Source organism: Paenibacillus phocaeensis, from assembly GCF_900021165.1.
In the GTDB taxonomy this organism is placed as follows: Bacteria; Bacillota; Bacilli; order Paenibacillales; family Paenibacillaceae; genus Fontibacillus; species Fontibacillus phocaensis.
Genome location: NZ_FCOQ01000018.1, coordinates 371,376 through 397,436, shown reverse-complemented (window position 1 = coordinate 397,436; position 26,061 = coordinate 371,376). Strand labels below are relative to the sequence as shown.

Here is a 26,061-nt window from a genome sequence, read left to right as displayed (position 1 = left end):
TGATTTTTCATGATAGAGCTTCAATCGAAGTTTTCCGCTTCTAATGAGGTTTTCTCCCTCCATATATATGAGCGAAATTCGATCTGGTGTGTCGAAGATATCCCGGTTTTTTCGCCGCAATGTGCGACCGTCTGTACAAGCCGGATGCAAAAAAAGCAACCTCCCCGGAGGCTGCTTAGTTCCTTAAGATACTTTAAATTTTGCCGTCGTCTGCCAACGAACCCGTTCCTTTAACGGCAGCGGCAGTCCGAGCTTCTGCAACTCGGCATAAACCCAATCCACGTGATACGCGTATACGATTTCGATTCTTTGCCGCATCTCTTCGTTCGTGTATTCCGGCCCCGCCGAAGTTCCCGCTGGCATCCGATCTCCGCCCGGATCCGGAGTCAAATCCGGGGACGCCTCGCTTTCCCGAAGCAACGGGCGATGTTCGTCGATGAGCCGCCGCAAGATGATCAGATGCTCATAAATCTGGCGGTACGAATCGATCTCCTCGCCGATTTGATCCATCGAGTCGTTCAGATGTTTGGTCAGGTGGAACTCCTCTTTGCACAGCTGATAATATTTCACCAGACTGTCCAGCTCTGTGCGAAAGCTCTTCAAATCGACGGGTTCCCGGCATGCCGCGATCTGCCCGAATAAATCGGCGATCTGTTTGGCGACGACCTTCCGCGCTTTTTCCAGGCCGGCTTCATGCTTTGGCGGAAAAACGACCAGATTCACGACCACGGCGACGGCGATGCCGATCAGCGTATCCGTAATCCGGTTAATACCGTAAAAGACCGGGCTTTCGCCCGGTTGAAGATTAAGCATAATGGCTAAAAAGACGATGCATCCGATGGAAATCGACTTATTCCATTTCAGCAAATTGCATACATATATCACTACGATGACGCCGATCGCGCAATAAACCGCGTTTCCCGGTTCGATCATGGCAAATCCCGCGCCGACGATCGCCCCGACGAACGTTCCCATCGTCCGGTGTTTTCCTGCCGTGAACGAGTTGGTGACTGAATTTTCCATCGAAATGATCGTAGCGATCGCCGCGTAAAAAGGATACTCCAGGTGCAGCAGCGCCGCGATGATCACACAGATGCATATGGCCAAACCCGTCTTGGCGTTGCGCAAACCGATCGTCCATTTCAACCGAATCAACCCCTAATTAAATTCAGAACCTGAACTCAGAACCGTATTATATAAGATAGGTTCATACAGCCTCAACCCATTATGTACTAGCGGACGGCCGTTTTCGGGGAAGATTGGAGATCTTTCATGAAATATTCAAACAATTTACTCGCTGCCGATATCCAAAGTATCCGACGTCTTATCGTAACTTAAGCTCGCATGGAGTCCCCTGGCAACGGCTTGTGCAGGAACATAGGTGACTCCATCGATCACTTGGGGAGCCGCGCTTAAAGTCTCAGCAACGCCATTATAGTAAACCTTCGTACTTCCGATCGTTAATGTGATCTTATCATCGCCTTTGATTATACCGATGGTTTGGGTTTCGCGATCCCAAGTTGTAGTTGCGCCCAGGCTCTCGGCCAACTCCCGAAGGGGGACCAGATTCGTATTTTGAACGAGAATTGGATCATTGGTTAACATGACCTTTTGACCGTTGACTTTCAGGGTCAAAGACGATTTTTTGTGAGCAGGGATTGCCGTTTTGTGGGTCTTCTGCTTTGGGGTTGAAGAGGATTTGCGAGTCGTGGTTTTGCTGGACTGGCTGCCGGAAGATTTTCCTGAACTCGATTTCCCACCGTTATGGTAGTGATACTCTCCGTAGTCCAACCCCCATTTTTCACAGTTTGTCCGGCAAGTATGTCCCCCGTTAGCATCGGTCCGACCTGGATGCGCGGCCGCGGGGACACTCGCCATGGCTAGCATGATCGCCAAAATCAAAACGGAACAAGCTTTTCTCATTGTTTGCGCCTCCCAAAGTGATTTTTTCGCTATCCATTATAACATCATTCCATTGATTGTAACGTTAAGTCGGAACCTCTAAATGACCCCAAATCCGGACATACTGCTACTGGGGTGATCATGTTGCTGAACAATATCATCGTCGGATTCCTCGTTCCGTGGATTGCCGGCGCTTTCTTGATTTATCGGGACAAAAAAGCGATGCTGCTCGCCTTTCCTTCGGGCGGATTCATGTCGCTGCTGTTCAACGACCTCGGCGTTTATTACAAATGGTGGCAGTTGCATCCGGATCACATGGAGTCCGTAACCACGATCCCGTTTAATCTCGGGATTTATCCGATCGTGGCGGGCTGGATGCTTTATTTCATTTTCCGCACCCGGTTTCGGTTCAATGCCGCCTTGATGATCGTGGCTTTCACCGCCTTATTGACCGGCGCCGAGTATGTATACGTCTGTCTGGACAAGATCCATTACGGGAACGGATGGAATATCGGCTGGACCTTTTTGTCCTACCTTCTGGCGCTGGGGGCCGTCTACGGCTATACCCGCTTGCACGCGCGATTATTCGTCTCCCGGAGCGGGCAACAAGGCCCCTCCGGGCATTAACCGAACCCTCTGCCGCTTATCTGACCCTCATCAAATCTATAGGGGAAATGTTCAGTTTCCGCCAGACATGAAATTAACGCTTTGGCAAGCGCCGGAACGCCAGCAGGAACAGCAGCAGCATGCCAATATAACCGAACAACGGATACAGGTACGTTAACAAGGAGGCAAATCCGGCCTGGCTGATCAAGAAGCAAGCAAGCAAAACGACAAGCAGAGTCGCGTTTTTGGGGACTTTGTAAAGGCTTTGCAGCTGTCTCGTGACCCCAAACACGTTTCCAACCAGCGTCGTAAATATCTCTCCGTAAATCACCAGCAAGAACAAGACATGAAGGAACGGCCCCAGGTCGCGGACGATTTCCGCCATTGGAATATCGTAGCCTAACATCTCGGGCATCCGGGAATTCAAGGCGAAGTGGTAGATCAGCAGCATCGCCCCAAGCCCGATGCCGCCCCAGATGCCGCCCCATTTCAAGGTTCGCTCGTCTTTGATCTCGCTGCCGAGCGGAACCATCACCGCCTGGATAAAGGCGAAGTTGAGGGCCGCATAAGTGAAGGGACTCAGCGCCCAACGGTAACTTTCCAGTTGCTGCAACTGCCAGCCGTTCATCCTGAGCAGGGTGTCCGGTTGAATGGCCCGGAATGCAATCAAGCTCGTAAACAGAAGGATCATCGGCACGACGACTGCATTCACGATGACGATGCCGTTCATTTCCTTCGTCATGACCAGATAGCCGAGAACGATGCTGATCAAGATGCCCCATTGATAGGGAAGCCGAAGCTGCTCGGCAAAGATCGAACCGGTGCCGGACAACATGACGGCCGTAACCCCCAGCAAAATGAGCAAGGTCAGGAGGTTGGCGATCTTACCGAACAGGGAGCCAAACAAATGATCATTAAATTCCTGGTACGAATAGGCCTGGATGCGATGAGCATAGATCATCATTTTCGTCCCCAGCCAGATGAACAGCAGCGTCGTCACGACGATGCCCGCGGCCCCGACCGGGCCATACACCGTAAAAAACCGCATGATGGATTGTCCCGATGCAAACCCCGCGCCCACAACCGTACCGATATAGGTCATAGCGATTTGAAATATTTTGACCCATTGACCATTCATATATCCTCCATAATTACCATTTTTATCTTGTCCCTTCTCATCCTATGTCCAAGCCATGCGTTGTATTCTCAAAATTAAAGGAGGATTCCCCTGCTAAAATGCAGTACCATGTAGGAGTGAGAAGCTATCTTGATGACGCGGAGTGAGCTGCATGAAATCGTTCTATCAAAATTGGAAACTGGATCCGGAGCTTCCGATGGACATCTATCAGAGCTCAAGCATCACTTTCTATCCCCATTTCCACGCCGAGATCGAGTTTATCTATGTCGCCTCCGGAGAGATTCGGATCGGCGTCAACGAAGAAAGCCGCCTGCTCCGGCAGGGGGAGATGGTCATTTGCGGCAGCAACGACATCCATTACTTCGACAGCCGGGGGATGGAGTCGGAAATCATTATTCTCATCTGTAAGCCGGAATGGATCACGATGTCCAAGAGCTGGCCCGTCGATTTTCGGTTTGCTTCGCCCTATCTTCCGGCGGATACCCCTGGATTGGATCCGGTTAAAACGATTCTGGACGAGCTTATCCGGGAGAAGCACGATCGTCAACCCGGCTACACGCTGCTGCTGAAAGCCCGGTTGTTAGAACTCTGCGGCCGCTTGCAAAGATACGGAGCCACCTTGCCTACGGACAGCTCGATCAAGGAAAAATACGAATCCCGCCGGGCGCGGATGCAGCAAATTTTGTCCTATATCGAGGACCATTACCGGGAAGAACTGAACGTGGCGGTCATGGCGGAACATTTTTCGATGGAGCCCTCCCATTTCAGTCGTTCCTTCAAAGCCGCCATCGGCATGAACTTCAAGACTTACCTCAATACGGTGCGCGTGTTAAGCGCCGAACAGCTGCTGCTGACCAGCGATCTCAGCATTATGGATATCGCTCTGGAATGCGGCTTCAGCAGTATTCGCACGTTTAATCGCGTATTCAAGGAGCTGCGCGGCGGCATCCCGTCCAGCCTGCGGCATCCGGATCGCTGAAAGATTTTCGGGTGAAGCTGGAAAACGCATATTTTGTCCAGGATTCCGCATAAACTGGCGAGAGAAATCTAAGGAATCTATTTATAATGATTCTTGAAAGAAGAGTATCTACCTTACCCGCGAAACGGAGGAATTCGATGAACCCGCTGCGAGTCGGAATGATCGGTTACAAGTTTATGGGCAAAGCCCACAGCAACGCCTACCGCGCGCTGCCGATGTTTTTTCCCGGCGCCTTAAAGCCGGAGATGGCCGTGTTATGCGGCCGCAATGAGGAAGCGGTGCGAGAGGCAGCCCAGCACCTGGGATGGCGCGAAACCGTCACAGATTGGCGGGAGCTTGTCGCCAGGGAGGATATCGACCTGATCGACATCAATGCGCCCAGCGATGCTCACAAAGAAATTGCGCTTGCGGCGGCCCGGGCGGGCAAGCATATTTTTTGCGAAAAACCGTTAGCGCTTACATTACAGGATGCCCGTGAGATGCTTGCGGCGGCTGAATCGGCTGGCATCGCCCATATGGTCGGATTCAACTACCGGTTCTCCCCGGCCGTGCAGCTGGCCAAGAAGTTGGTGCAAAGCGGGCGGTTAGGCCGGATCTATCATTTTCGGGCCTGGTTCCTGCAGGACTGGATTCTGGATCCGTCCTTCCCGCTGGTCTGGCGGCTGCAGAAAGAGATCGCAGGCTCGGGTTCGCACGGCGACCTCGGCGCCCACTTGATCGACCTGGCGCATTTCTTGGTCGGGGATATTCGCGAAGTGGTCGGCATGAGCGAGACGTTTATTAAAGAACGGCCGCTGGCCGAAAATATGACGGGCCTCAGCGCCGAGAGCAGCGCGGATGCGCCCAAGGGGCCGGTAACGGTCGACGACGCCACGCTGTTCCTGGCCCGGTTCGCGAACGGCGCATTGGGCAGCTTTGAAGCGACGCGGTTTGCCGCCGGCCATCGCTCGACCAATGCGTTCGAGATCAACGGCAGTCTGGGCAGTGTGAAATTCGACTTCGAGCGGATGAACGAGCTTGAGGTGTACTTCACCTCCGACGACGCCGATGTCCAGGGCTTCCGGCGCGTGCTTGCAACCGACCCGGCGCACGCCTATGCCGAGGCTTGGTGGCCGCCGGGGCACACGATCGGATTCGAGCATACGTTTACGCACGAGATGCTCGAGCTGACATCGGCGATCCGGGAAGGCCGCCAGCCGGTGCCAAGCTTCCGCGAAGGCGTACAATGCCAGGCGGTGCTGGAGGCCGTCGAGCGCTCGGTTGCGGAGCGGCGCTGGGTCGATATCTCGGAGATGTGACTCGAAGGCCCCCGATTCTAACGGACCGTAGGGTCCTTATTCGTCCATTTCCCGACGATTTCCCGGTGTAACGGACTCCAGGAGCCTTATTGGGCTCACATGGCATACTTTTGGCCGTTTCTACCTGAAATAAGGTCTCCTCCGTCCGTTAGAATTCGCAGCGACGCAAACGAGGATCCATAACGTCTCTGGTGTCCGTTAGCTGGCATCATTAAACTGCTCGCTTCTCCGGAACACCCATCGTGAACCGAAGTAGATTTGTTGAACAACCCTATAAGAGAGAAGGAAATTTGAATGAAAAAAGCATTAATCGTCTGGGGCGGCTGGGATGGTCATGAACCGGAGCAGGTCGCCGGAATCTTCGCCGGCGTTCTGCGGGAACATGCCTTTGAAGTGGAGGTGTCCGATACTTTGGAGGCCTATGCCGATGCGGAAAAGCTGCTGGGGCTGGATTTGATCGTCCCGGTGTGGACGATGGGCACCATCGCCCAAGAGCTGGTAAATAACGTGTCCGCGGCAGTTCAGGCGGGGACCGGTCTGGCCGGCTGCCATGGCGGAATGTGCGATTCGTTCCGGAATAACGTCGACTGGCAATTCATGACCGGCGGGCAATGGGTCGCCCACCCGGGCAATGACGGAGTCGACTATCAGGTTGAGATCATCGCCAACTCCAGTCCGCTGGTCGAGGGCATCGAAGATTTCCGCGTCCAAACGGAGCAATATTACCTGCATGTCGACCCCGCCGTCGAAGTGCTCGCGACTACCCGCTTCCCGGTCGTAGACGGCCCTCACCGCCTGAACAAACCGGTGGATATGCCGGTCGTCTGGACCAAGCGCTGGGGAGTCGGACGCGTGTACTATAACTCGCTCGGACATCACGCGGATATCGTAGACCTGCCCCCGGTGAAAGAAATGATGACGCGCGGGATGCTGTGGGCAGCGGAAGGCAAGCGGCTGGCTCTGGAAATGCAGACGGGGAATGAGCTCCGCTCTAACACCTATACGGGCATGGGGGACAGCCAATAATGGACAAAATCAAGGCAGGGATCATCGGCTGCGGCAAAATCAGCGGCATCTACATGGAAAATTGCGCAAAATTCGCGGCGCTGGATCTCGTGGCTTGCGCCGATCTCGATGTGAACCGGGCGCGGGAGCAGGCCCAACAATATAATATCCCCCGCGCCTGCTCGGTTGACGAGCTGCTGCAGGATCCCGACATTCAAATCGTCATCAACCTGACGATTCCGGCGGCGCATGCCGAAGTTTGCCTGAAGGCGTTAGACGCCGGCAAACATGTCTATGTGGAGAAGCCGCTGGCAGTCACCCGCGAGGAAGGCTTGTCCGTCCTCGAAGCAGCCCGTCAGCGCGGGCTGATGGTCGGCAGCGCGCCGGAGACCTTCTTCGGAGCCGGGATCCAGACCGCGCTGAAGCTGATCCAGGACGGGGCCATTGGACGTCCCGTCTCTGCAGCCGCGTTTATGATGAGCCGCGGTCATGAGTTCTGGCATCCGGACCCGGAATTTTATTACGCCAAGGGCGGCGGGCCGATGTTTGATATGGGCCCTTACTACCTGACGGCATTAATCCAATTGCTGGGCCCGATCAAGCGGATTGCCGGCATGACGGGCACAGCGCTGGAGCAGCGTACGATTACCAGCGAGAAGAAATACGGGCAATTGATCGAGGTGGAGGTGCCGACGCATGTTACAGGCACCTTGCAATTCGCTCAAGGGGCGATTGCAACGCTGACCACCAGCTTTGATATTTTCGGCGGCAGCACACTGCCTCCGATCGAAATCCACGGGACGGAAGGCACCCTGCTGGTGCCTGACCCGAATTCCTTTGGCGGCCCGGTGAAGCTGCGCCGGATTGGCGAGGAGAATTGGACCGAGGTTCCGCTGGTTCCCGGCTATGCCGAGAACAGCCGCGGCATCGGTCCGGCCGACATGGCCAGCGCCCTGCTGCACGGCCGGCCGCACCGCGCCAGCGGCGAGCTGGCCTACCACGTACTGGAGGCCATGTGGGGGTTCCACGATGCCTCCGAGGCGGGCCGCTTCTACGAGATGCAAAGCACATGCACGCCGCCGGCTGCGTTGCCAACGAACCTAAAACCGTACGTGCTGGATTAAGGAAAGCTCTAGACTGCGTGCCGCAAACGCCATTGCGGCCCAACGCAGTCATCGCGGACGAGCCTTACGCATGGCGGCAACGGTCAGCAATAACAGCGGGATAAGTAGGTGAGTCGATAAGATATGGAACGGAACTGCCGACCTTACCATTTGTCCGAAAACCGAAAAATTAGGCAGGTCCCAAATGCCCACGGCCAAACTGAGCAAGGCGATCGGGAAAACCAGCGGACGGTAATCCGTAACCTGAAAACAATGAGCAAAAGAGAGCGTGGCGGCGTAAAGAAAGAGGGCGGTTTGCAGAAAATTGCCGATGACCCACATTGCCAGCAGCAATGACTCCAAATTTTCCAGGAAAGTGCCGACGCTGACATAACGAAAGGCGACAAGCAGCGGGTATACTTTATTCCCCAGGCTCGGCCCGAGCAGAAACAGAGCCATCAGGTTGGAATAAGTCAGAAACAAAACGATCATAACCACCGAGGTGTATCCCCATTTCCTGCTTTTCTCCGGATCCGTTACGTGAGGCAAAAGAAAAGTCATCAGAAATACCTCGTTCAGCCAGCCCATCATCGCAAAAGACCCTTTGACGACCGGGGTTATCCCCCGACTCAGGATCGGAAAAATGGCTTTGGCATCCAGATCGGGAATCAGCAACAGCAGAAAGAAAAGGGGGAAAATAAAGATCGGTAAAAAAATGGCGGTGCTCCGGGCGAGCATTCCCACCCCGCCGCGCACGGCGATCGCACTTAGCAAAAGCAGAGATGCCATAATAACCAACAAAGGCGTTTTATATAAAAAATTGCCTGCCACAAATTCCGCATACTGCCGGGTGACTCCCCCGGCAGCATGCAAATTGTAGGTAATATAGACGAGCCCGATGATTTTTCCGGGGATCCTGCCGAGAATTCGTTCGCTGTACTGGACGACCGTTTGCCCCGGATAAAGCTCATGCAGACGATTCACGATATATACGGTAATCCAACCAACCCAAAGGGCCAAAATACTGGTAAGCCAAAGATCGTTCTGAGCAAATTGGGCCGTGATAGTCGGCAATACGAGAAAGCCGGAAGCCATTACAACCGGATACATCATTAGCCCCATTTGAAAAGCTGATATTTTTCCCTTGTCCAACATGTGCCTTCACCTCGTCTTGGGCCATTCCCGTCCTGCCGAATGATTACGGTTCCATCAAGCCCCGAAATGGTTTGAAAATGAACATCAGCACCGTAGTCGGTCCGGCCGTATGGGGCAGATCCAGCGTTGACAGGATCCAAACCAGGAGCAGCAGCGATAGGAATACCGCTTTATCCCATATCGGTTTTGCTTTCATTTTCGGCCACTCGAGACGGGCGATCAACAATGCGGAGAACGTCACGATCCAGAAAAAAAACACTCTCATTTCTTTTTTACCTCTTCCTTGGGCACCCCTTCCGGAGCGCTGATAAGCCCGGGTCTGGGAATCCTTGCTTCAACTTCCGTATAGACTTGAACCTTAGGGAACTGTACCTCCCAGCGGTCCTTCATTTTTTCCCATTGCCCAGGATACTTGCGGTGGAAGACTTTGGCGAACTCAAAAATATCCGTCTTATGCTTCCGTTGAACCTCGTAAACCGCCGATTCGATTCGTTTCCTGACATCAGCCTCGAATTCCCGCTTCATAACGGCTAGCAATCGCGGATTCATGGGATCCAACAAAGTCTCGTTTTGGATGATATCGCCTTCCGTATTAACGCGGACCGTCATCTTCCAGGTACTGCCTTCAATCTTGGGGATCAGTTTGACGCTTGCCTTGACCGGTTTTAAAGATACCCGTCCTTCCGATCCCTCCGATGCGAACACAACTGTATATTCCCGAATCTCATTTCTAAGCCACATAACCCCTCTTGTTGTCCTTTCGGAAATTACCCCCACCATTTTGTCTTTTTGGAACACGGCGCTCCCCATCAGAAACGGAATCGTTTGAAATGGCTCGGGCGATTTCGTCTGCGGCAGGATATGGATCATCGGTACAACCGCCGCCCGGGAATCCCCGTTTATCATAAGGCTCAACTGCTGCAGGGTCACCCGTATCCCGATTTGCAGATCAGCCAGCTTCCGCAGCACTTGGGCCGAAGAATTTTCAAGCAGCGGAGATAACTCGAGCATTGGGGCCGCTTCTCCCTGGCTCACGAAAATATAGGCTCGCTCTCTCGACTCCGGAAAACGGATCAAAAAATCAAGATGCTTCTGAATTCCTGCCCTAGCGACGGATTCGCTAAATATAAAGATTCTGCATTGTCCCCAAAACATCTCCCTGGAAATCTCCCGTTGCAGTTTGGATATCGCGTCCGTGATGTCGATGCCTGTCTGTGATCGGGTGGCCGTCCGTTTCGCCGGGCCACCTCCCGTAGCGCCGCCTCCCGACGTTCCCCCTCCAGCCAGATTTTGCGGAAGGACGAATTGCACGGTCGCACGAACCTGATGATTCTCCGCCTCGTCGAAAGCAAGTGCCGTAATCAGAGCCAGATCATTCAGCTCCACGCGATCCCAGCAACCGCCCAGCAATAGCAGCAACGGAAGGGAAAACGCCATCTTCATCCCTGCTTTGATCCATCTTTTCATCCGTACGATTCCCCTTTGCCGAGTGCTTGCTCCGACTACTTGTCATCTCCCCGGGCTGGGCCCGGCTTTTGATCTGCTGTCTGCCGGTATTTGTCATATCTGCCCGTAAAGTGCGGCCGCGTGTTCATTTTCCACCAGTGCCCTCGGATCAGAATATCCTTCCATTCGCTCGGATTGGGAATGCCCGCTCCGGACAGGTAAGGAACGCCAAAGGAACGTAAGCTGAGCATATGCAACACAATGGCGATGATCCCCATCATGACACCGACAAGCCCCAGACTCCCACCAAGAAAAATCAACGGAAATCGCAGCAACCGTACGGCAATCCCGGTGATGTAACGCGGAATCATAAAGGAAGAGATTCCCGTAATCGCAACGACGATAACCATGGGCGCGGACACCAGTCCGGCTTGGACCGCCGCTTGCCCGATAACCAGTGCCCCGACAATGCTGACGGCGGCCCCAACCTGCTTGGGCAACCGCACGCCCGCCTCACGCAACGCTTCAAAGGTAACCTCCATTATCAATGCTTCGATCAACGCCGGAAAAGGCACCTGCTCCCGGGAACTCGCCATACTGACCAGTAAGGCGCCGGGAACCATCTCTTGGTGAAAAGTAAGGACCGCCACATAAAGCGAAGGCAGCAAAAGAGAGATCAGAATAAATAAATAACGCAGCCAACGAATGACCGTAGAGATCATAGACCGCTGATAATAGTCCTCCTGCGACTGAATCAACGAAAAGAAGGTGACCGGAGCGACCAAGACAAACGGGGTGCCCTCCGTTAAAATCGCCACCCTCCCTTCCAGCAAACTGCCCGAGACGACATCGGGCCGTTCCGTGCTGAGCAATTGCGGAAAAGGAGAATACGGACGATCCTCGATCATCTCCTCGATATAGCCGCTTTCCAGAATTCCGTCGATCCGAATGCGCTTCAACCGATTACGAATCTCCTCCACCAACGTCTTGTCCACAAGCCCCTCAATATAAGCTAGGACAAGATTCGTTTGGGTATACGTGCCGATTCGCATCGACTCCATTTTAAGCTGCGGACTCTTAATGATACGTCGGATTTGCGAAGTGTTGGTGCGCAAGGTTTCGGTAAATCCTTCGCGTGGCCCCCGAATCCCCACTTCCGCCGAAGGCTCTTCGATCGCGCGTTTCTCCCATTTCACCAATCCGAAGCCGTACCCGGCAGTCCAGCCCTCAACCAGCAAGATCGTATATCCGTTCGAAAGAAATTCGATGCCCTTGGCGAACGATGTAAATTCCTTCGCTTGCGTAGCCGGTACTTTCCGCTCGATCAGCCGGCCTATATCATGGATTTCACCGTCATCCTGCTGCATGAGCGGAGTAATAACGTGCTGCTCGACCCCTACGTCATCGGCCAAACCATCAATATACATGAATATCGCTTGCTTTTTTCCACCGATCAGAACAGAACGGTAAACGACGTCCGAACAATTGTCGTAAAGCAAGCGGAAACGGAGTTCGTTTTCCCGCAAATCCGAATAAAGCCGATGCGGCTGCGGCTGCTCCTCGATTTGCGGTTGAGGTATCTTCCCGTTCTGTTTGGTTTTCGAGCGATGGATCAGCTTTTTGAGTATGAGGAATTCATTCATAGGGATGAAATCCTTTCGAAAGAGCTGGTTTATTTTTCATATTGTCACCATTTGGCATCATTTTATGCTAAACAAAAAGGCCCGCAAACTGCCGTCTCAGCGATTGGGGTCCCCTGGTTTATACGGGGGCGCCCTCCTGTGCTTCTATCCCTCTTTGCCGATCCTGCTTCGGACATAACCAATCAGCCAAAGGACAAGCGGAACCAATAGGAGATACATCATCGCGTACCCGGCCCAAACCCGCTGGATGATGTCGGCCACATAGACCGTATTGATATAGGTATGCCAGGCAACCAGCATAAACAACACCGCCAAGGGGAGAATCAACATACGCGGGTCGCGCAAACCGAACACGCTTCTCAATCCGACCAGGATCGCATGGAACAACAAGGCGATTTTTATAAAAAACGTCAGGATCCAAATGGTAATCAGAATGACTTCCACACGCTGAAAGAAGTTCCCGACATTGATCGTTTTGGCCAAGGCAAACGTTGGAAACGTGGCGTTCTCAGCCTGCTCGATACCCAGTACCAGCACGCCGAACAACACGATAACGGCAAGCACCAATCCTCCGAGCAAAGTGCCGCCCAAGAGGGCGGCCTCCCTGCCTTTCTTCTCCTTCACCAGAGGCAGGAAAGCGAGTAGGACGACCAGTTCCTGAAACATCGCAGAGTGAACTCCCGCACGAGCAACGGGCAAAAATCCGTCTTCCATTATCGGTTGGATATGGTTCCAATCGACCTGCGGCACCAGCGCCAAGATAAGAATCAGAAATAAGATCATAACCCAAGGGAACACCAATTCGCCAAACCTTGCCAAAATGATTGCACCCAATCGGGCGCACATCACCGCCGCCGCTAAGAACAAAATTTGAGTCGCTTCGGTCGGCGTTTCCGGGATCAATTCGCTGGACAGAAAAAAACTCAGGTTCCCCAGCAGCGTCCCCGTCAGGATCAAGAAATAAAAGAGATACAGCAGGGAAATCAGTTTGCCCAGCCATTTCCCCAGGCACGCCTCGTTAATTTCGAACAAGGTTTTCCCGGGATATAGCCGGGCCAGGACGATATACAAAACAATCATGACCAGATTGACAAATAAGCTGATCAGGGACGCAAGCCACGCGTCCTCCCTGGCCATATGGGTCAGCCCCGCCGGCGTGACGAGGATGGATGTGCCGACGGTCAATCCAAACGTGAGTATGAACAATTGCCTCGGAGAGACGGACTTCGGTCTCATTAGATCGCTCCCAACTTTGAACAAGAATCAAGGGTTCAAGAAGCCGAGCGGCGCCATAACGGCTCGAATCCAATCGAGCGGCCTGAACTCGGGTCCACCGATCAGGTCGTTGAATACGCCAGCCACGGCTATACCCCATACCATGTAAAACACAAACAAGTCTCGTTTGGACCGCATTTTGAACAGTTTCAGCGTACAGACGATTCCCGCTACAGCCAGTACCAGCAATATGCCGAGCTTCCAGATCAACGAAGCTCCATCTCCCTTCGCTCGGGTTGGATGATCGAACCGATGCGCCGGATTTTCACCTCGGAATGAACTCGCACCTTCATCGTACGAAAACTGTCCTCCCAATGGCCTCGGTATTTGTTCCACACCTTCGGATATTCGCGGTGCAGCGCCTCACCCAGTCCAAAAATATCGGCCCCGTATTTCCGCTGGACCTCCTGAATGTTATGCTCCACATTCGTGGTCAGTGTGCTGGCCAGTTTGTCTTCAATCTCTTCAAGGTTGGAGGGCTTGCTTAAATCGAGATTGCATTGCATCGCATTGATATTCGCTTCCAGCTTCAGGCGTATCCCAAATTCGGGACGTCCGTCCGGCGCCAGCTTGACGTCAATCACGCTTCTCGAGTCCGCAATTTCCACGCCGACGACACCCCCACCCGGGCAAGGGACACTCCCCACCGTCATCTCCACTTTATTCAATATATAGTTGACCGATTTGCTGCCGGACTCTTCCAACCAGCCAACGAGGCGATCTTTCATGAAGACGGCCAACCCCGCATGCTTCAGAATGGTATTCGGCTTGATTCGTTTCATGTTGTCCAACTCGCTCCCGGTTTGCCGCGGGCCTTGAATCTCAACGCCCGACAAGATCGGATTGGAACCGCTGCGGTCCATCTCGGTGATAAATTGCCGAAGCGTGACCTTTCCCATGGCCGCCGACTTTTTATTGGAGACCAGAATGGAGGAATACAGCGAGTTGGCAGGAATATGCTCGAAGGGGGTCACCACCTGGAGGATGTCCTCAGCCTTCAGGCCTTTCGCTACCAGAAGATAAAAATCCGTACGCAGCTGACGGTTGCGCGAGATGAAATCCAACGCGTCGCTGACGCCCTGCCGCGCCATCTCCTCACCGAATACGAGAACGCGCACATGGGATAAATACAGCATGCGGGGGGTCACTTCCAGCATTCGTTGGAGCGCATCGGGAACCGTCTTGCCTACCGTCTTATAGGTAATCGCCGGCGAACTTCCCATGGAGCTCCGCTGCTGGGAACCCACCTCGCTCGAATTCATCACCTGCGCGGATACCGCGTATCCTTCCCGATCGAGATCGATCCCGAGCGCCATCACCACCGCCAGCTCGTTCAGTTCCTTTTTGCTCCAGCACCCGGGTAATACCGCTAACCCAACGAGCAGGAGTGCCGCTATCACCATTCGTTCTCTCACGATTGTCCATCCCGTTCAAAAAATTTTTTCGCCGCCCGTCGGGGCAGTCGCATCAACGTATCCTTCTGAGCGCTCCATCGAAACGGAGCCATCGAAGTCATGTAAGGGACCCCCAGCGATTCCAGGCTGCACAAATGCAATCCCAACACAATCATGAAGATAATGATCCCATACAGACCAAATGACGCGGCAGTTCCCATCAGGAAGAAACGCAGCATCCGTACGGAAATGCCTACATTAAAGGCCGGCAGCGCGAAGTTGGCGATGGCGGTGACGGATACGACGATGACCATGGCGGCAGAGACGAGCCCCGCTTCCACGGCGGCTTGACCGATGACCAGCGTCCCCACGATGGATACCGATTGGCCGATCGATTTCGGAAGACGAATGCCCGCTTCCCGCAAAACTTCAAAAGTAATTTCCATGATCACAGCTTCAATGAATGACGGAAATGGAACGCCCTCGCGTTGTCCGATAAGGCTCATCAGCAAATTGGTGGGGATCATCTCTTGATGGAAGGTGGTAATCGCGATATACACCGAGGGCGTCAATATCGCGATCCCGAAGCAGAGATACCGCAAAAGACGAACCAGGCTGGCAAAATCGCCGCGCTGGTAATAATCCTCGCTGGATTGAAAAAATTGCGCAAACAGCGCCGGAACCACCAGGACAAAAGGCGTGCCTTCCACAAAAATTGCGATTCGTCCCTCCAGAAGCGCCGAAGCGATAACGTCGGGACGCTCCGAATTGTATACCGTAGGAAACGGTGAATATTGCGGATCTTGAATCATCTCTTCGATATAATTGCCTTCCAGCACGCTGTCGAGTTTGATCTCGTCCAGCTTTTTTCGCAGCTCCTCCAGCACTTCAGGATCGGCGATTCCTTCCATATACATCACGGCCACATCGGTTTGCGTCTGCTCGCCTATCTTTCGCTGCTCCATACGCAGCCTCGGGTTCTGGATCCTTCTCCGCACCAGCGCCGTATTGTCCCGCAGCGATTCGTTAAATCCCTCCCGCGGACCGCGAACTACCGATTGCGAGGTGGCCTCTTCCACAACGCGCTGCTTCAGATGGCGCGTTCCGACGCTCAACGTCAGCGGAGCTCCTTCGACATAAATGATCGTGTCGCCAGCTAAGAGACGGGCGGCCGCATCGGGATAAGAGCTGACCTCCGCCACCTGACCGAACGGGATGATCCGCTCCTCCAGAAATTTCAGTTGATCGGCGGGCGCCCCTTCCTCCTCCCGGTCTGACAACGGACCCTCGCTCTCCATCATCGCTTCGATCACATGGCGCGGTTCCGCCATCCCTTCGACGAATACGACGACAGAACGGAAATGACCCACTCGCAATTGTCGATACACGATATCGGGACTGTCCCCCAAATACCGGTGCATATCTTCGATAAATACCGCCGGGTCCCGGGCGATCGCCGCTCGTTCCGATTCCGGCAGTTCCAGATCGATCGGCATACTATTCCCTGCTTTCCTTTTTTTTCTATTATCTCCGGGCGTCCCAATCGTATGCATCCAAAAGAAAAGGACCCGCCTTCGCGGATCCTCACTTTCGTATTAGCGGGGGGAGGCCACCAAGTTGCCCCGTGTCCCCCCGGACGATTCCGTCTCACGGATGGACACCGGAGATACCTTCGCCCCCAACTCTCCCGCATGTTCGACCCCCATTTCTGCTCAACCAACGATAAAAACTCCGTATAGTCCAAACTATGCGCGCCATATAGATGAACAGCGATAGATGGAGAGGAATGGAAACCTATGGCCAAAACGAAACAACGTCCCTATATCTTTGTTACGATCAAGGCGTCTACAATCCGAAATATCCTCATCTGGGATCTTATCACAGGGACCGGGCTGTACTACCTGATCAAGCTGGCAACCGCCAGCGTACTGTTGGGCACGATGGGCAGCGCCTTGGGGACGGAAGCGATGAAGCGCCTTCCCTTAACGCGGTTGATCCAAATGAATCGGAGCATATCCCCCGTAAAAAAAGGCTGATCGCCGGATAACCGGGCGATCAGCCTATCCACCGGCGGGGGTTGCCCGCCCTCGCCTTACAGCACCGACGACGTGCCGCCGTCGATGTTGACCGCCGTGCCCGTCACATAGGATGCGGCCTCGGAGACCAAGAAAGCGATGACCTTCGCTGCCTCTTCCGCCTGGCCGATCCGCCCCAGCGGGATGCCGTGGCGCGGGTCGGCCGCGAATTGCTCCCAAGTCAGCTCGGGCGCTGCTTGGCGCCATTTCCGCTCAATCTGGTCGCTGCGGATCAGCCCGATGCATACCGCGTTGACGCGGATACGGTCAGCAGCCAGATCCTTGCTCATCGCCTTCGTCAGGGCAAGCCCGGCGGCCCGGCTGACCGATGTCGGCAGCGAAGACGCCCCGGGTGTTTTGCCGCTGACTGCGGTGACGTTCAGGATGGCTCCGCCCCCCGCTTCACGCAAGAAAGGGAGCGCGGCTCGAGAGAAGTTGACCGCTCCGAACAGCTTGAGATCCAAATCCGCTCCCCAAGCCTCGGCTCCAACTTGCTCGAAAGGTCCTGCCGCCGACGTGCCTGCATTGTTCACCACAATATCCAGGCCGCCAAAATGCTGGGCAGCTTGCTCCACCGCCCGGCGCGCGTCTTCACCTGAAGCGACATCGGCGCTGAGGACCAGCGGCTCAACGCCGGCCTTCGCACGAATGGCCGCAGCCGCCGCTTGCAAAGGCCCTTCATTCCGCGCCACAATCGCCACTTTTGCCCCTTCCGCGGCAAGCGTAAGGGCGGTGGCCAATCCGATGCCTTTGCTGCCGCCGGTGATGATCGCCCGTTTCCCCTGCAATCCAAGATCCACGTGAACGCCTCCTCGTTTTTTCAGATCACTAGCTATCGATTAAGATTACCCTCTAGCCTTCAAATACTCCGCTTTGTAGGCCGCCGCCTTCTCGGCGATCAGCGACAGATCCTTCCGCTTCACCGCTTCGTTCGTCAGGTCGGAGCCGATCCCGACAGCCACCGCGCCGGCCTGGATCCATTCGCCGAGATTCGCCAGCGAGACCCCGCCGGTTGGCATCAGATTTGCCTGCGGCAGCGGTCCTTTAACGGCTTTGATCATCGACGGATCATACAGATTGCCCGGGAACAACTTCACGATATCCGCCCCAAGCTCCAACGCCTCCTGGATTTCCTTGATCGTCATGCACCCGGGCATCACCGGGACGCGGTATCGATTACACAATTTCACCGTATCCGGATTCAGAGACGGACCCACCACGAACTGGGCGCCGCTAAGGATCGCAGCCCGTGCCGTTTCGGGATCAAGCACCGTGCCCACGCCGATGATGGCATAACGGGAATCGTCCGAAGCGTCCCAGGCATATTTGCGAGCCAATTCCTCAATCGCCCGCAGGGCAAACGGAATCGTCATCGTGACTTCGATAACTTTAATCCCGCCGGCAATCGCCTGCTCGGCCATTTGCACAACTTCCTCCGGGGTTTCGCCGCGCAGCACCGCGACGACGCCTTCCTGCATGATTTTTTGCACCAACTGCAGTTTTTTCATCTGATAACCCTCTTTCCCGCAATTACGTTGTTTTTTACCACTTACAAGGAATAAGAATAAGACTCCAACTCAACACGCTCGCCGTTTACCCTGCGATCCCCCGGGAGCCCGGGGCCTTCGACGCTTAGAGAGAGCTTGGCTTCCTCGGGATATGTCGTATACGACACGCCGATTCGCTCCGCATTTCCATCGATTTCAAATCGGGGGGCACGGGACATCCACTCCGAGGCAAAGCCATCCAAACCGGGTATTCCCCGTTTGCCTGCTTCCGGGACACCCATGGCTTCCACGACGACGGCAAGCTTGCGGCCGTGCGCCTCGATCTGCAGATAACCGTCGCGCTCCCGCACCTGATAAGCGCGCGATACGTACACGGCAAAATACGTCTCTTCAACCTTTCCGAATATACCATTCGCTGCAAAACGCCATTCTCCTTCCGGAAGCACACCGAAGATCTGCCCGGGAACATCCTCCGGCAGCGAGTACACCGCCATCACGACATTCTTATGATACAACACCTCGGTCCACTCGCTTTGATGACGCGGGTCCGTCCCTGCAGGATCGTAACCTTTGCCGGGATGGAAGAAATACAGCTGATTCCCCTTCTCCCCGCGAATCGGCAAGCTGTACAGCCAGCGGAGCTGTTCGTTGTCGAATTCCTCGACTCTCTCCCACAGCCCCCCCACTGCGTACTGGTCCGTGATGTAAGCATAAGAATGGAGACGTTGCTTCACGCCGCCGATCTCCTTAAGAAGAGCCATTCGCGACTCGGCGCCCTCCTTCCGCCCCAGCGCCCGGAGCCGGGCATGCTCCGGCGCTTCGCGGAAGAGAAGCCCGGCATACTCCGTTCGCGGCATCGCTTCCGGCAGCTTGAAATCGCCGAATTGCACATAGTCGTGCAGCACGTTGGCGTCCCTCGGTGCATCGTGCGGCCAACCTCGGGCATGGGCGCCGACCCAGGCGCCTTTGAAATAATAGGTCGCCCGGACGGACCAGAGATGGTCCAGCATATCTCGAAGCTCAGCCTTGACCTCCGCATCGTCCACCAGCGCCCAGGCGCAGGTGAATGCCTGAATCCAATGCCAGAACCAGGGCAAAGCGCCGTATTCGGCCATGCCCTCACGGCGAATATGGGCCAGCGTTTGCCGCAGGCTCTCCCTTCCGTCAGCGAACAACGCCGCATCTCCGTAACGCCGCCCGAAGATCAGCTTCGCAGCCGTGTATTTCGCCTCATGATGGTTGTAATCCCGCAAAGGCTGGCGATAAAAGCCGCTGCGGTACACATGGGACAATGCCTCCTCAAAGCGCATTGCCAGCTCGGGACTCAGGTCCTCCCCATAGCATTTCACGAAATACGCCATCAAGCTGCCCATCAGCTCCACCGGCAGTACATGCGCCGCCGCCAGCTCCGGGGACGGGTCAAGTCCCAACGGCCAATGGCCGTATGTCGGACTGGCCTCCTCCCGGTTCTGCAGCTGCAGCACGCGCAGCAGCACCTGTTCGGCTCGCCGCCGGCCTGCCGCGCGGTCAAACGACAGCGGTCCTTCCGAACGGACCGCTGCGGCAAATAAGTACGAGGCGTAATAGTAGTTGTCCCGGAGATCGCCGTGAAACCACAATCCGCTGTCCAAGAGCGGCTGCCGCCACGCCCGCTCGGCTGCGAGGCGTACAATTTCTCCCATTCTTGAGCGATACTGCTCCATCCAATGACGCCCCTTCCCCCACATCCTATCATGGTTCATTCGGTCGCTAAAGCCGGTAAATCTACGAATGGATACGGTAAACCTCTCATTTCCGTAATCTCCATCCTTTAGGGCTCGCCCTCTTGCCAAATGAACCAAAATGGATTAATGTGAACCTATATGAACATTATACACCAAAATGAACGTGAAAAGGAGAGATTTCACATGGAACGTCGTTACGCTTCGCATCCCAACGAGGTCAAGCAATTCGATACGGACCGGCTGCGCAAAGAATTCCACATTCCCACCTTGTTTACGCCGGATCGGCTGGAGCTGGTGCTCACGCACGAGGATCGGCTGATCATCGGCGGCGCAACCCCGGTGCGGCAGGAGGTCAAGCTTGAGACCGATCTCAAGGAGCTGGGCGTCTCTTATTTCCTCGAACGGCGCGAGCTCGGTGCCATCAATGTCGGCGGGCCGGGAACGATCGTCGTCGACGGGACGGAATATGAACTGAACACCAAGGATTGCTTGTACGTTGGCAAGGGCGCGCGCGAAGTGATTTTCCGCAGCAAGGAGGCGGCCAAGCCGGCCAAATTTTATTTGAATTCCGCTCCGGCGCATCAGGAGTTCCCTACGGCCAAAACAACGCTGGCGGAAGCGGAATCCGGAGCGCTGGGTTCGATCGAAAATTCGAACGACCGCACCATCCACCGGTTCATTCACGAGAACGGCATTCAAAGCTCCCAGCTCGTCATGGGAATGACCCAGCTCAAGACCGGCAACATGTGGAACACGATGCCCGCCCACGTCCATCCGCGCCGCATGGAAGCTTATATGTATTTCGATTTGGCGGAAGACGCAGTTGTTTTCCATTTGATGGGCGAACCCAGCGAAACCCGGCATATCGTGATGCGCAACGAGCAAGCCGTCATCTCGCCAAGCTGGTCGATCCACAGCGGGGTGGGAACCAGCAATTATACGTTTATTTGGGGAATGGCCGGCGACAACAAAGCTTATGCGGACATGGACGCGGTTCCCATGAAAGACTTGAAATAAGGAAGAGTGAGCATCTGGCATGAATCCAATTCGACGTTATGAGAAAATCATGGAGGTTCTGCTGACGCAGAAGGAAGTGACGGTGGCGGAGTTAAGCGAGAGCCTGGGCGTCACCGGCAAGACGATCCGGGAGGATCTCGCCAAGCTGGAGGAGCAGGGGCTCCTGGTGCGTGTGCACGGCGGGGCTATGCTCGCCCAAAGCGACCAATACGGCATCCTGCCGTCCAAGGAGCCGCTGGCTAAACACGCCGAGGAGAAAAGCGAAATCGCCCGCCTCGCCTTAAACCACATCCAGGAGGGCGATATTATCGCGCTTGATGGCGGCAGCACCACGCTGGAGCTTGCCCGGCGGCTGGAGAACCGGCCGCTGACCGTCGTGACTAACGATGTATACATCATCAGCGAGCTGGCGGCCAAGGACCAGATCCGGCTTGTCGTGCCGGGGGGCTATCGCGTCCGCAACATGCTGGCCGGGCCGGAGTCGGCGGCGTACGTGCGTCAGCTCAACATCCGGAAGTCCTTTATTTCGGCGACCGGCATTCATCCGGAACATGGACTGTCGATCTATACCGGCGATTTAATCGACTTCAAGCGGGCTCTGATCGAAACCTCCCGCGAGGCGATTGCCGTCATGAACCATCAGAAGTTCGGACAGACAGCCCTTCGCACCTTCGCTGCACTCAGCGAAATCTCGCGGATCATCACCGATCGCGGCCTCTCCCCCGAGGCTGCAGAGCCCTATGAACGCGCCGGCGTAACGATCGAATTCACGGACAAATAAACGAAGCGAACGTGATCTTAAGGAGGAGCATGTATTTATGAAACTGTTTGATTTAACGGGCAAAACCGCCCTTGTCACCGGAGCCGCCGGCGGACTGGGCCAAGGGATCGCGATTGGACTGGCTGAAGCCGGTGCTGACGTCGTTTGCGCGTCCCTCAGCAGCAGTGCTGAAACCGTGGGCAAAATCACGGCTTTGGGCCGGAAAGCTTCGGAAATCATCGTCGATCTCAGCGATCATTCCAAACTGCAGGATACCTTCGACGAGGCGCTCACATTGACGGGACATATCGATATCCTGGTTAACAATGCAGGCATCATCCGCCGGACGCCGGCGAAAGACCACAGCGAGAAGGACTGGTTTGACGTCATCAATCTCAACCTGAGCACGGTTTTTCTGCTGTCGCAAATCGCCGGACGCCATATGATCGAGCGCGGCAGCGGCAAGATGATTAATATCTGCTCCATGCTCTCCTACCAGGGCGGGATCAACGTGCCCGGCTATACGGCCAGCAAACACGGGGTCGCCGGCTTAACCAAGGCTTTCGCCAACGAATGGGCTTCCCATGGCCTGCAAGTCAACGCGATCGCCCCGGGATATATGGCTACCGACAACACGGCGCCGATCCGGGCCGACGAGAACCGGAAAGCCTCGATCACGGATCGCATTCCCGCCGAGCGTTGGGGGACGCCGGAGGACGTGAAGGGCCCGGCCGTCTTCCTCGCCTCCGCCGCCTCGGATTACCTGAACGGCCATATCCTCTGCGTTGACGGGGGATGGATGGCGAGATAGCGGAATTCCCGTCATCCTGTCACGAGAAGAAGCTCCATCCGAATCCGGACAACCCGGATCGGATGGAGCTTTTTGATCATCCCTGACGGATTTACAATTCCTCGTCCTGCACAAAATTCAGCACCGCATCGTCAACGGCGGCGATCCTCCCAAGATCGGGCCGGTCCGTCAGCGAAATCTCGCGATTTTCAGGACACCCGTGCAATTCAAACAGAACCAACTCGTTTTTCCCTTTCCGGAGCAAAGGTCCGGGAATATACAAGGCTCGCTGCGGTCCGGCCTTCCAATAACGGCCAAGGTTAAAGCCGTTGATCCACGCGACGCCTTTATTCCAGCCGTCCAAGCGCAAAAACGTATCCCCGATTTCCTTCGCCTCGAAGCAGCCGCGATAAAAACCAGGCATTCCCGGTTCGCCCGCAGCGCCCTCCGCCTGTCCGTCAGAGTCCTTGTATTCGAGCGCAACGAGCGCGTCCGGATCCAGCGGCAGCGTACGGACCGTCCATCCGTACTGGAACTGGTTGTCGATCCGTACCCCCTCGGTTATTCCCTTCGCATCACGAAGAAGCGGCCCGTAGTTGATCCGTCCCATATTTTCGACGAGAATGTCCAACTTTGCCCCGCCGGCCGGTACGGAAATATCCAGGGACTGAGGATTCCAGCGTTCGATGACCCCGATCGGCCGCCCGTCCAGGAACACCTGGGCCCGGTCGCGAACTTCCTGAAGGAACAATTGTTGTCCGGTCCGCGGCCCGTCGAGAAACGTGGAATACAGGATGAACCCGTAGGATTGCCCGAATTTCTCCATCGGCTGAATGGATACGCTGTTCACCGGTTCGGACAACTGTTCCAGGTTGCCTTCGGCAAGCAACTCCGCCCGATCCGTCAAGGCGACTTTTCCGTAAGCTATCTTCGGAACCGGCTCGGGGAATGGGCACGCAGGTTCGATGCCATGCTTGCCAAGCACCGCCCGGACGGCCGCCAGTTTCTCCGTCGGATCTCCCCATTCCGTAAGCGGAGCGTCGTAATCATAGCTTGTGATCGTCGGCTCGTAGGCCGCGATATGATTCGCTCCGTTATAGAAGCCGAAATTGGTTCCCCCGTGAAACATGTACATATTGATCGACGAACCCTGCTCCAGCATCTCGTCCAGCACTTCGGCAACGTCAGATGCATCCCGCACGTGGTGATCCTCCATCCAGTGATCGAACCAGCCGTTCCAGTATTCCATCACCATGAGCGGTTCTTCCGTGCGGTATTCCCGATATTTCCGGAACGATTCCTGTACGCGGGAACCGAAATTCACCGTAGCATGAACATCCGGCAGCGTCCCCCCAAGCAGCATCTCATCCGTCGGCCCGTCCGAAGTAAACAGCAGAACATCGATTCCCCGCCGAAGCAGCCCGTTGCGCAGATAGTCAAGATACTCCCGGTCATTGCCGTAACTGCCGTACTCGTTCTCCACTTGAACGGCCAGGATCGGCCCCCCATGCGTGGAGAGCAACGGCACAAGCCGGGGGATCAATTCATTGTAATACCGGTCTACCTTGCTTAAATAGAACGGGTCGGAGCAACGAAGCTGAATATCACCGTAACGCAGCAGCCAGCCGGGAAGTCCTCCGAACTCCCATTCCGCGCAAATAAACGGGCTTGGCCGAACGATCACATGAAGTCCAAGCTCGCCGGCCAGTTCGATATAAGAGACGACATCGGCCATCCCGGTAAAATGGAACTCTCCCTCCTTCGGCTCATGCACATTCCAGGCAATGTAGGTTTCGACCGTATTAAATCCGCTTGCTTTCAATTTCAGAAGCCGATCTTTCCAATATTCCGGAACAACCCGGAAGTAATGGATCGCCCCCGAAACGATCCGGTAAGGGCGGCCGTCCAGCCAATATTGTCCGTTCTTCCATGTGAGCAGGCTCATGTCAATTCACCTCCGCAGTAATAGACGGCGAGCTTCCTGATCTTCGGTTCGGCAGACGCCTTCGCGATCCGAAGCCGAATTTTATCAGTACGAACGGGAGCAACAGCGTCGATTTTCTTGTGACCGATCGCGCTGCCGCGTTTCAATGCCAGCCACTCGCCGTCTACTTGGGCTTCCAGCACGTATTCAAGCACCCGCTCTCCATAAGCGAGGTCTTCCATCATGACGAAATGGTCGATCACGCGCCCCCCGTCAAGTTCCACCTCCATTCGATCTCCCTCCCCTGACGTTTCCGCCAAGGCCTGGTCGAAACGGCGTTGGACTTCCCTGCCGAATTCCCGGAGCCGAAGCACGTCGGCTTCCGGAATCAGCCCTCTGTCATCGGGAGCCGCATTGAGCAGCAATGTGGCTCCATGCCCGACGGACTGGTAGTAGATATTCATCAGCTGTTCCACAGACAACAGCAAGTGCTCTTCCCCGGCATGCCAAAACCAACGGTCTTTTCGGAGGGGCACATCGCATTCTGCCGGCACCCACTTGGGCGTCTCGGGCAGCCACTTCAACGAAGCTTCGCTGAACATGCTGCCTTTAGCAGACTCCGCCGTGTTCCAGCAAGGATAGGGGGCAAGACCATCCTCATTGCCGACCCAACGAATCGTAGGCGCCCCCATATTAAACACCATCGCCCCGGGCTGGTGCCGCTTGACCAGTTCCATGATTCTCGGCCAATCGTACTCCCGTCCCTCCGAGCCGGCCCCGTCGAACCAGATTTCCACAAGCGGGCCGTAGCCTGTCAGCAGTTCCTCCAATTGACGAGCATAGAAATCGTCGTACGCCTTCGGATCGGCATAACTAGGTTCATGCCTGTCCCAGGGCGACAAATAAATGCCGAAGCCCATCCCTTCCTCTCGGCAAGCTTCAGCGCACTCTCTGACGACATCCCCGCGCCCCTCCCGCCATGGACTGGAAGCAACGGAATAATCGGTGGTCGACGTCGGCCACAAGCAAAACCCGTCATGATGCTTGGCCGTCAGTACAAAGTAACGAAATCCGCAAGCTTTGGCCGTACTTACCCATTGCCTGGCGTCCAGCTGTGCCGGATTAAACCGTTCGGGAGAATCCGTGCCGTCTCCCCACTCCTGATCGCAGAACGTATTGAGGCCGAAATGGCAGAACATCCCCATCTCCATATCCTGCCAAGTCAATTGTTCCGGGGAAGGCAAAGCGCCTCCCCCCTCCGTCGGTTTCCCTATTGACAACATCCCCATCTCCCTTTAATCTCAGCGCTCCCGGCGTGC

Annotated in this window: 25 protein-coding genes; 9 read left to right on the top strand and 16 right to left on the bottom strand. The window is 55.3% G+C overall.

Features of this window, described 5'->3' with window-relative positions:
* Window positions 1–183: 183 nt before the first annotated feature.
* A complete protein-coding gene (locus BN3795_RS11875) occupies window positions 184–1,146 on the bottom strand; it encodes an FUSC family protein (RefSeq protein ID WP_068784873.1) in 963 nt (320 codons plus the stop codon).
* 144 nt (window positions 1,147–1,290) lie between these two features.
* Window positions 1,291–1,923 carry a copper amine oxidase N-terminal domain-containing protein gene (locus tag BN3795_RS11870; RefSeq protein ID WP_068784872.1) on the bottom strand — a complete coding sequence of 211 codons (633 nt, stop codon included), beginning with the start codon at window positions 1,921–1,923 and terminating at the stop codon, window positions 1,291–1,293.
* 120 nt (window positions 1,924–2,043) lie between these two features.
* Here BN3795_RS11870 and BN3795_RS11865 point away from each other — a divergent pair, with 120 nt between their 5' ends.
* A complete protein-coding gene (locus BN3795_RS11865) occupies window positions 2,044–2,529 on the top strand; it encodes a CBO0543 family protein (RefSeq protein ID WP_068784871.1) in 486 nt (161 codons plus the stop codon).
* A gap of 73 nt (window positions 2,530–2,602) precedes the next feature.
* Here BN3795_RS11865 and BN3795_RS11860 read toward each other — a convergent pair whose 3' ends face one another.
* A complete protein-coding gene (locus BN3795_RS11860; protein WP_068784870.1) occupies window positions 2,603–3,646 on the bottom strand; it encodes a YkvI family membrane protein in 1,044 nt (347 codons plus the stop codon).
* 151 nt (window positions 3,647–3,797) lie between these two features.
* Here BN3795_RS11860 and BN3795_RS11855 point away from each other — a divergent pair, with 151 nt between their 5' ends.
* From BN3795_RS11855 to BN3795_RS11840, 4 genes are all read left to right on the top strand, one after another.
* Window positions 3,798–4,625, top strand: coding sequence for an AraC family transcriptional regulator (locus BN3795_RS11855; RefSeq protein WP_068784869.1), 828 nt, complete (start codon window positions 3,798–3,800; stop codon window positions 4,623–4,625).
* 137 nt (window positions 4,626–4,762) lie between these two features.
* On the top strand, window positions 4,763–5,923 hold the full coding sequence (locus BN3795_RS11850; RefSeq protein WP_068784868.1) for a Gfo/Idh/MocA family protein: 1,161 nt from the start codon (window positions 4,763–4,765) through the stop codon (window positions 5,921–5,923).
* A gap of 294 nt (window positions 5,924–6,217) precedes the next feature.
* Window positions 6,218–6,949: a ThuA domain-containing protein gene (locus BN3795_RS11845; RefSeq protein WP_068784867.1), complete on the top strand. Its 732-nt coding sequence runs from the start codon at window positions 6,218–6,220 to the stop codon at window positions 6,947–6,949.
* A complete protein-coding gene (locus BN3795_RS11840; protein ID WP_068784866.1) occupies window positions 6,949–8,052 on the top strand; it encodes a Gfo/Idh/MocA family protein in 1,104 nt (367 codons plus the stop codon). The genes BN3795_RS11845 and BN3795_RS11840 overlap by 1 nt, the downstream gene beginning before the upstream one ends.
* A gap of 48 nt (window positions 8,053–8,100) precedes the next feature.
* Here BN3795_RS11840 and BN3795_RS11835 read toward each other — a convergent pair whose 3' ends face one another.
* From BN3795_RS11835 to BN3795_RS11800, 8 genes are all read right to left on the bottom strand, one after another.
* Entirely contained in the window at window positions 8,101–9,186 is a 1,086-nt protein-coding gene (locus BN3795_RS11835) for a GerAB/ArcD/ProY family transporter (protein ID WP_068784865.1), read from the bottom strand.
* A 43-nt stretch (window positions 9,187–9,229) separates the two neighbouring features.
* Window positions 9,230–9,451 carry a hypothetical protein gene (locus tag BN3795_RS11830; protein ID WP_068784864.1) on the bottom strand — a complete coding sequence of 74 codons (222 nt, stop codon included), beginning with the start codon at window positions 9,449–9,451 and terminating at the stop codon, window positions 9,230–9,232.
* The gene (locus tag BN3795_RS11825) at window positions 9,448–10,653 is read right to left on the bottom strand and encodes a Ger(x)C family spore germination protein (RefSeq protein ID WP_068784863.1); all 1,206 of its coding nucleotides are present in this window, start codon (window positions 10,651–10,653) and stop codon (window positions 9,448–9,450) included. The genes BN3795_RS11830 and BN3795_RS11825 overlap by 4 nt, the downstream gene beginning before the upstream one ends.
* A 35-nt stretch (window positions 10,654–10,688) precedes the next feature.
* Window positions 10,689–12,275, bottom strand: coding sequence for a spore germination protein (locus tag BN3795_RS11820; RefSeq protein WP_068784862.1), 1,587 nt, complete (start codon window positions 12,273–12,275; stop codon window positions 10,689–10,691).
* Window positions 12,276–12,419: 144 nt separating this feature from the next.
* A complete protein-coding gene (locus BN3795_RS11815) occupies window positions 12,420–13,511 on the bottom strand; it encodes a GerAB/ArcD/ProY family transporter (RefSeq protein WP_068784861.1) in 1,092 nt (363 codons plus the stop codon).
* 27 nt (window positions 13,512–13,538) lie between these two features.
* Window positions 13,539–13,760: a hypothetical protein gene (locus BN3795_RS11810; RefSeq protein WP_068784860.1), complete on the bottom strand. Its 222-nt coding sequence runs from the start codon at window positions 13,758–13,760 to the stop codon at window positions 13,539–13,541.
* On the bottom strand, window positions 13,757–14,965 hold the full coding sequence (locus tag BN3795_RS11805) for a Ger(x)C family spore germination protein (RefSeq protein WP_232729915.1): 1,209 nt from the start codon (window positions 14,963–14,965) through the stop codon (window positions 13,757–13,759). The genes BN3795_RS11810 and BN3795_RS11805 overlap by 4 nt, the downstream gene beginning before the upstream one ends.
* Complete coding sequence (locus tag BN3795_RS11800; protein WP_408635033.1) at window positions 14,962–16,365, bottom strand: spore germination protein; 1,404 nt, start codon at window positions 16,363–16,365, stop codon at window positions 14,962–14,964. The genes BN3795_RS11805 and BN3795_RS11800 overlap by 4 nt, the downstream gene beginning before the upstream one ends.
* 375 nt (window positions 16,366–16,740) lie before the next feature.
* Here BN3795_RS11800 and BN3795_RS11795 point away from each other — a divergent pair, with 375 nt between their 5' ends.
* Window positions 16,741–16,980, top strand: coding sequence for a hypothetical protein (locus BN3795_RS11795; protein ID WP_068784858.1), 240 nt, complete (start codon window positions 16,741–16,743; stop codon window positions 16,978–16,980).
* Window positions 16,981–17,036: 56 nt separating this feature from the next.
* Here the strand turns inward: BN3795_RS11795 and BN3795_RS11790 are convergent, their stop codons facing one another.
* From BN3795_RS11790 to BN3795_RS11780, 3 genes are read right to left on the bottom strand one after another with little or no spacing between them, the layout of a single operon-like run.
* A complete protein-coding gene (locus tag BN3795_RS11790; protein WP_068784857.1) occupies window positions 17,037–17,819 on the bottom strand; it encodes an SDR family NAD(P)-dependent oxidoreductase in 783 nt (260 codons plus the stop codon).
* Window positions 17,820–17,864: 45 nt separating this feature from the next.
* Window positions 17,865–18,527: a bifunctional 2-keto-4-hydroxyglutarate aldolase/2-keto-3-deoxy-6-phosphogluconate aldolase gene (locus BN3795_RS11785; protein ID WP_068784856.1), complete on the bottom strand. Its 663-nt coding sequence runs from the start codon at window positions 18,525–18,527 to the stop codon at window positions 17,865–17,867.
* Between the two features lie 41 nt (window positions 18,528–18,568).
* The gene (locus BN3795_RS11780) at window positions 18,569–20,230 is read right to left on the bottom strand and encodes a hypothetical protein (RefSeq protein WP_068784855.1); all 1,662 of its coding nucleotides are present in this window, start codon (window positions 20,228–20,230) and stop codon (window positions 18,569–18,571) included.
* Between the two features lie 204 nt (window positions 20,231–20,434).
* On the opposite strand from BN3795_RS11780, the gene kduI reads away from it, so the two are divergent.
* From kduI to kduD, 3 genes are read left to right on the top strand one after another with little or no spacing between them, the layout of a single operon-like run.
* Complete coding sequence (kduI, locus tag BN3795_RS11775; RefSeq protein ID WP_068784854.1) at window positions 20,435–21,268, top strand: 5-dehydro-4-deoxy-D-glucuronate isomerase; 834 nt, start codon at window positions 20,435–20,437, stop codon at window positions 21,266–21,268.
* 19 nt (window positions 21,269–21,287) lie between these two features.
* Window positions 21,288–22,049 carry a DeoR/GlpR family DNA-binding transcription regulator gene (locus BN3795_RS11770; protein ID WP_068784853.1) on the top strand — a complete coding sequence of 254 codons (762 nt, stop codon included), beginning with the start codon at window positions 21,288–21,290 and terminating at the stop codon, window positions 22,047–22,049.
* A gap of 37 nt (window positions 22,050–22,086) precedes the next feature.
* The gene (gene kduD / locus BN3795_RS11765; protein WP_068784852.1) at window positions 22,087–22,839 is read left to right on the top strand and encodes a 2-dehydro-3-deoxy-D-gluconate 5-dehydrogenase KduD; all 753 of its coding nucleotides are present in this window, start codon (window positions 22,087–22,089) and stop codon (window positions 22,837–22,839) included.
* Window positions 22,840–22,930: 91 nt separating this feature from the next.
* Here the strand turns inward: kduD and BN3795_RS11760 are convergent, their stop codons facing one another.
* Both BN3795_RS11760 and BN3795_RS11755 read right to left on the bottom strand, forming a co-directional pair.
* Entirely contained in the window at window positions 22,931–24,763 is a 1,833-nt protein-coding gene (locus tag BN3795_RS11760) for a glycoside hydrolase family 35 protein (RefSeq protein ID WP_068784851.1), read from the bottom strand.
* Entirely contained in the window at window positions 24,760–25,953 is a 1,194-nt protein-coding gene (locus BN3795_RS11755) for an alpha-L-fucosidase (protein ID WP_232729931.1), read from the bottom strand. Before BN3795_RS11755 ends, BN3795_RS11760 begins: the two co-directional genes overlap by 4 nt.
* Window positions 25,954–26,061 lie beyond the last annotated feature (108 nt).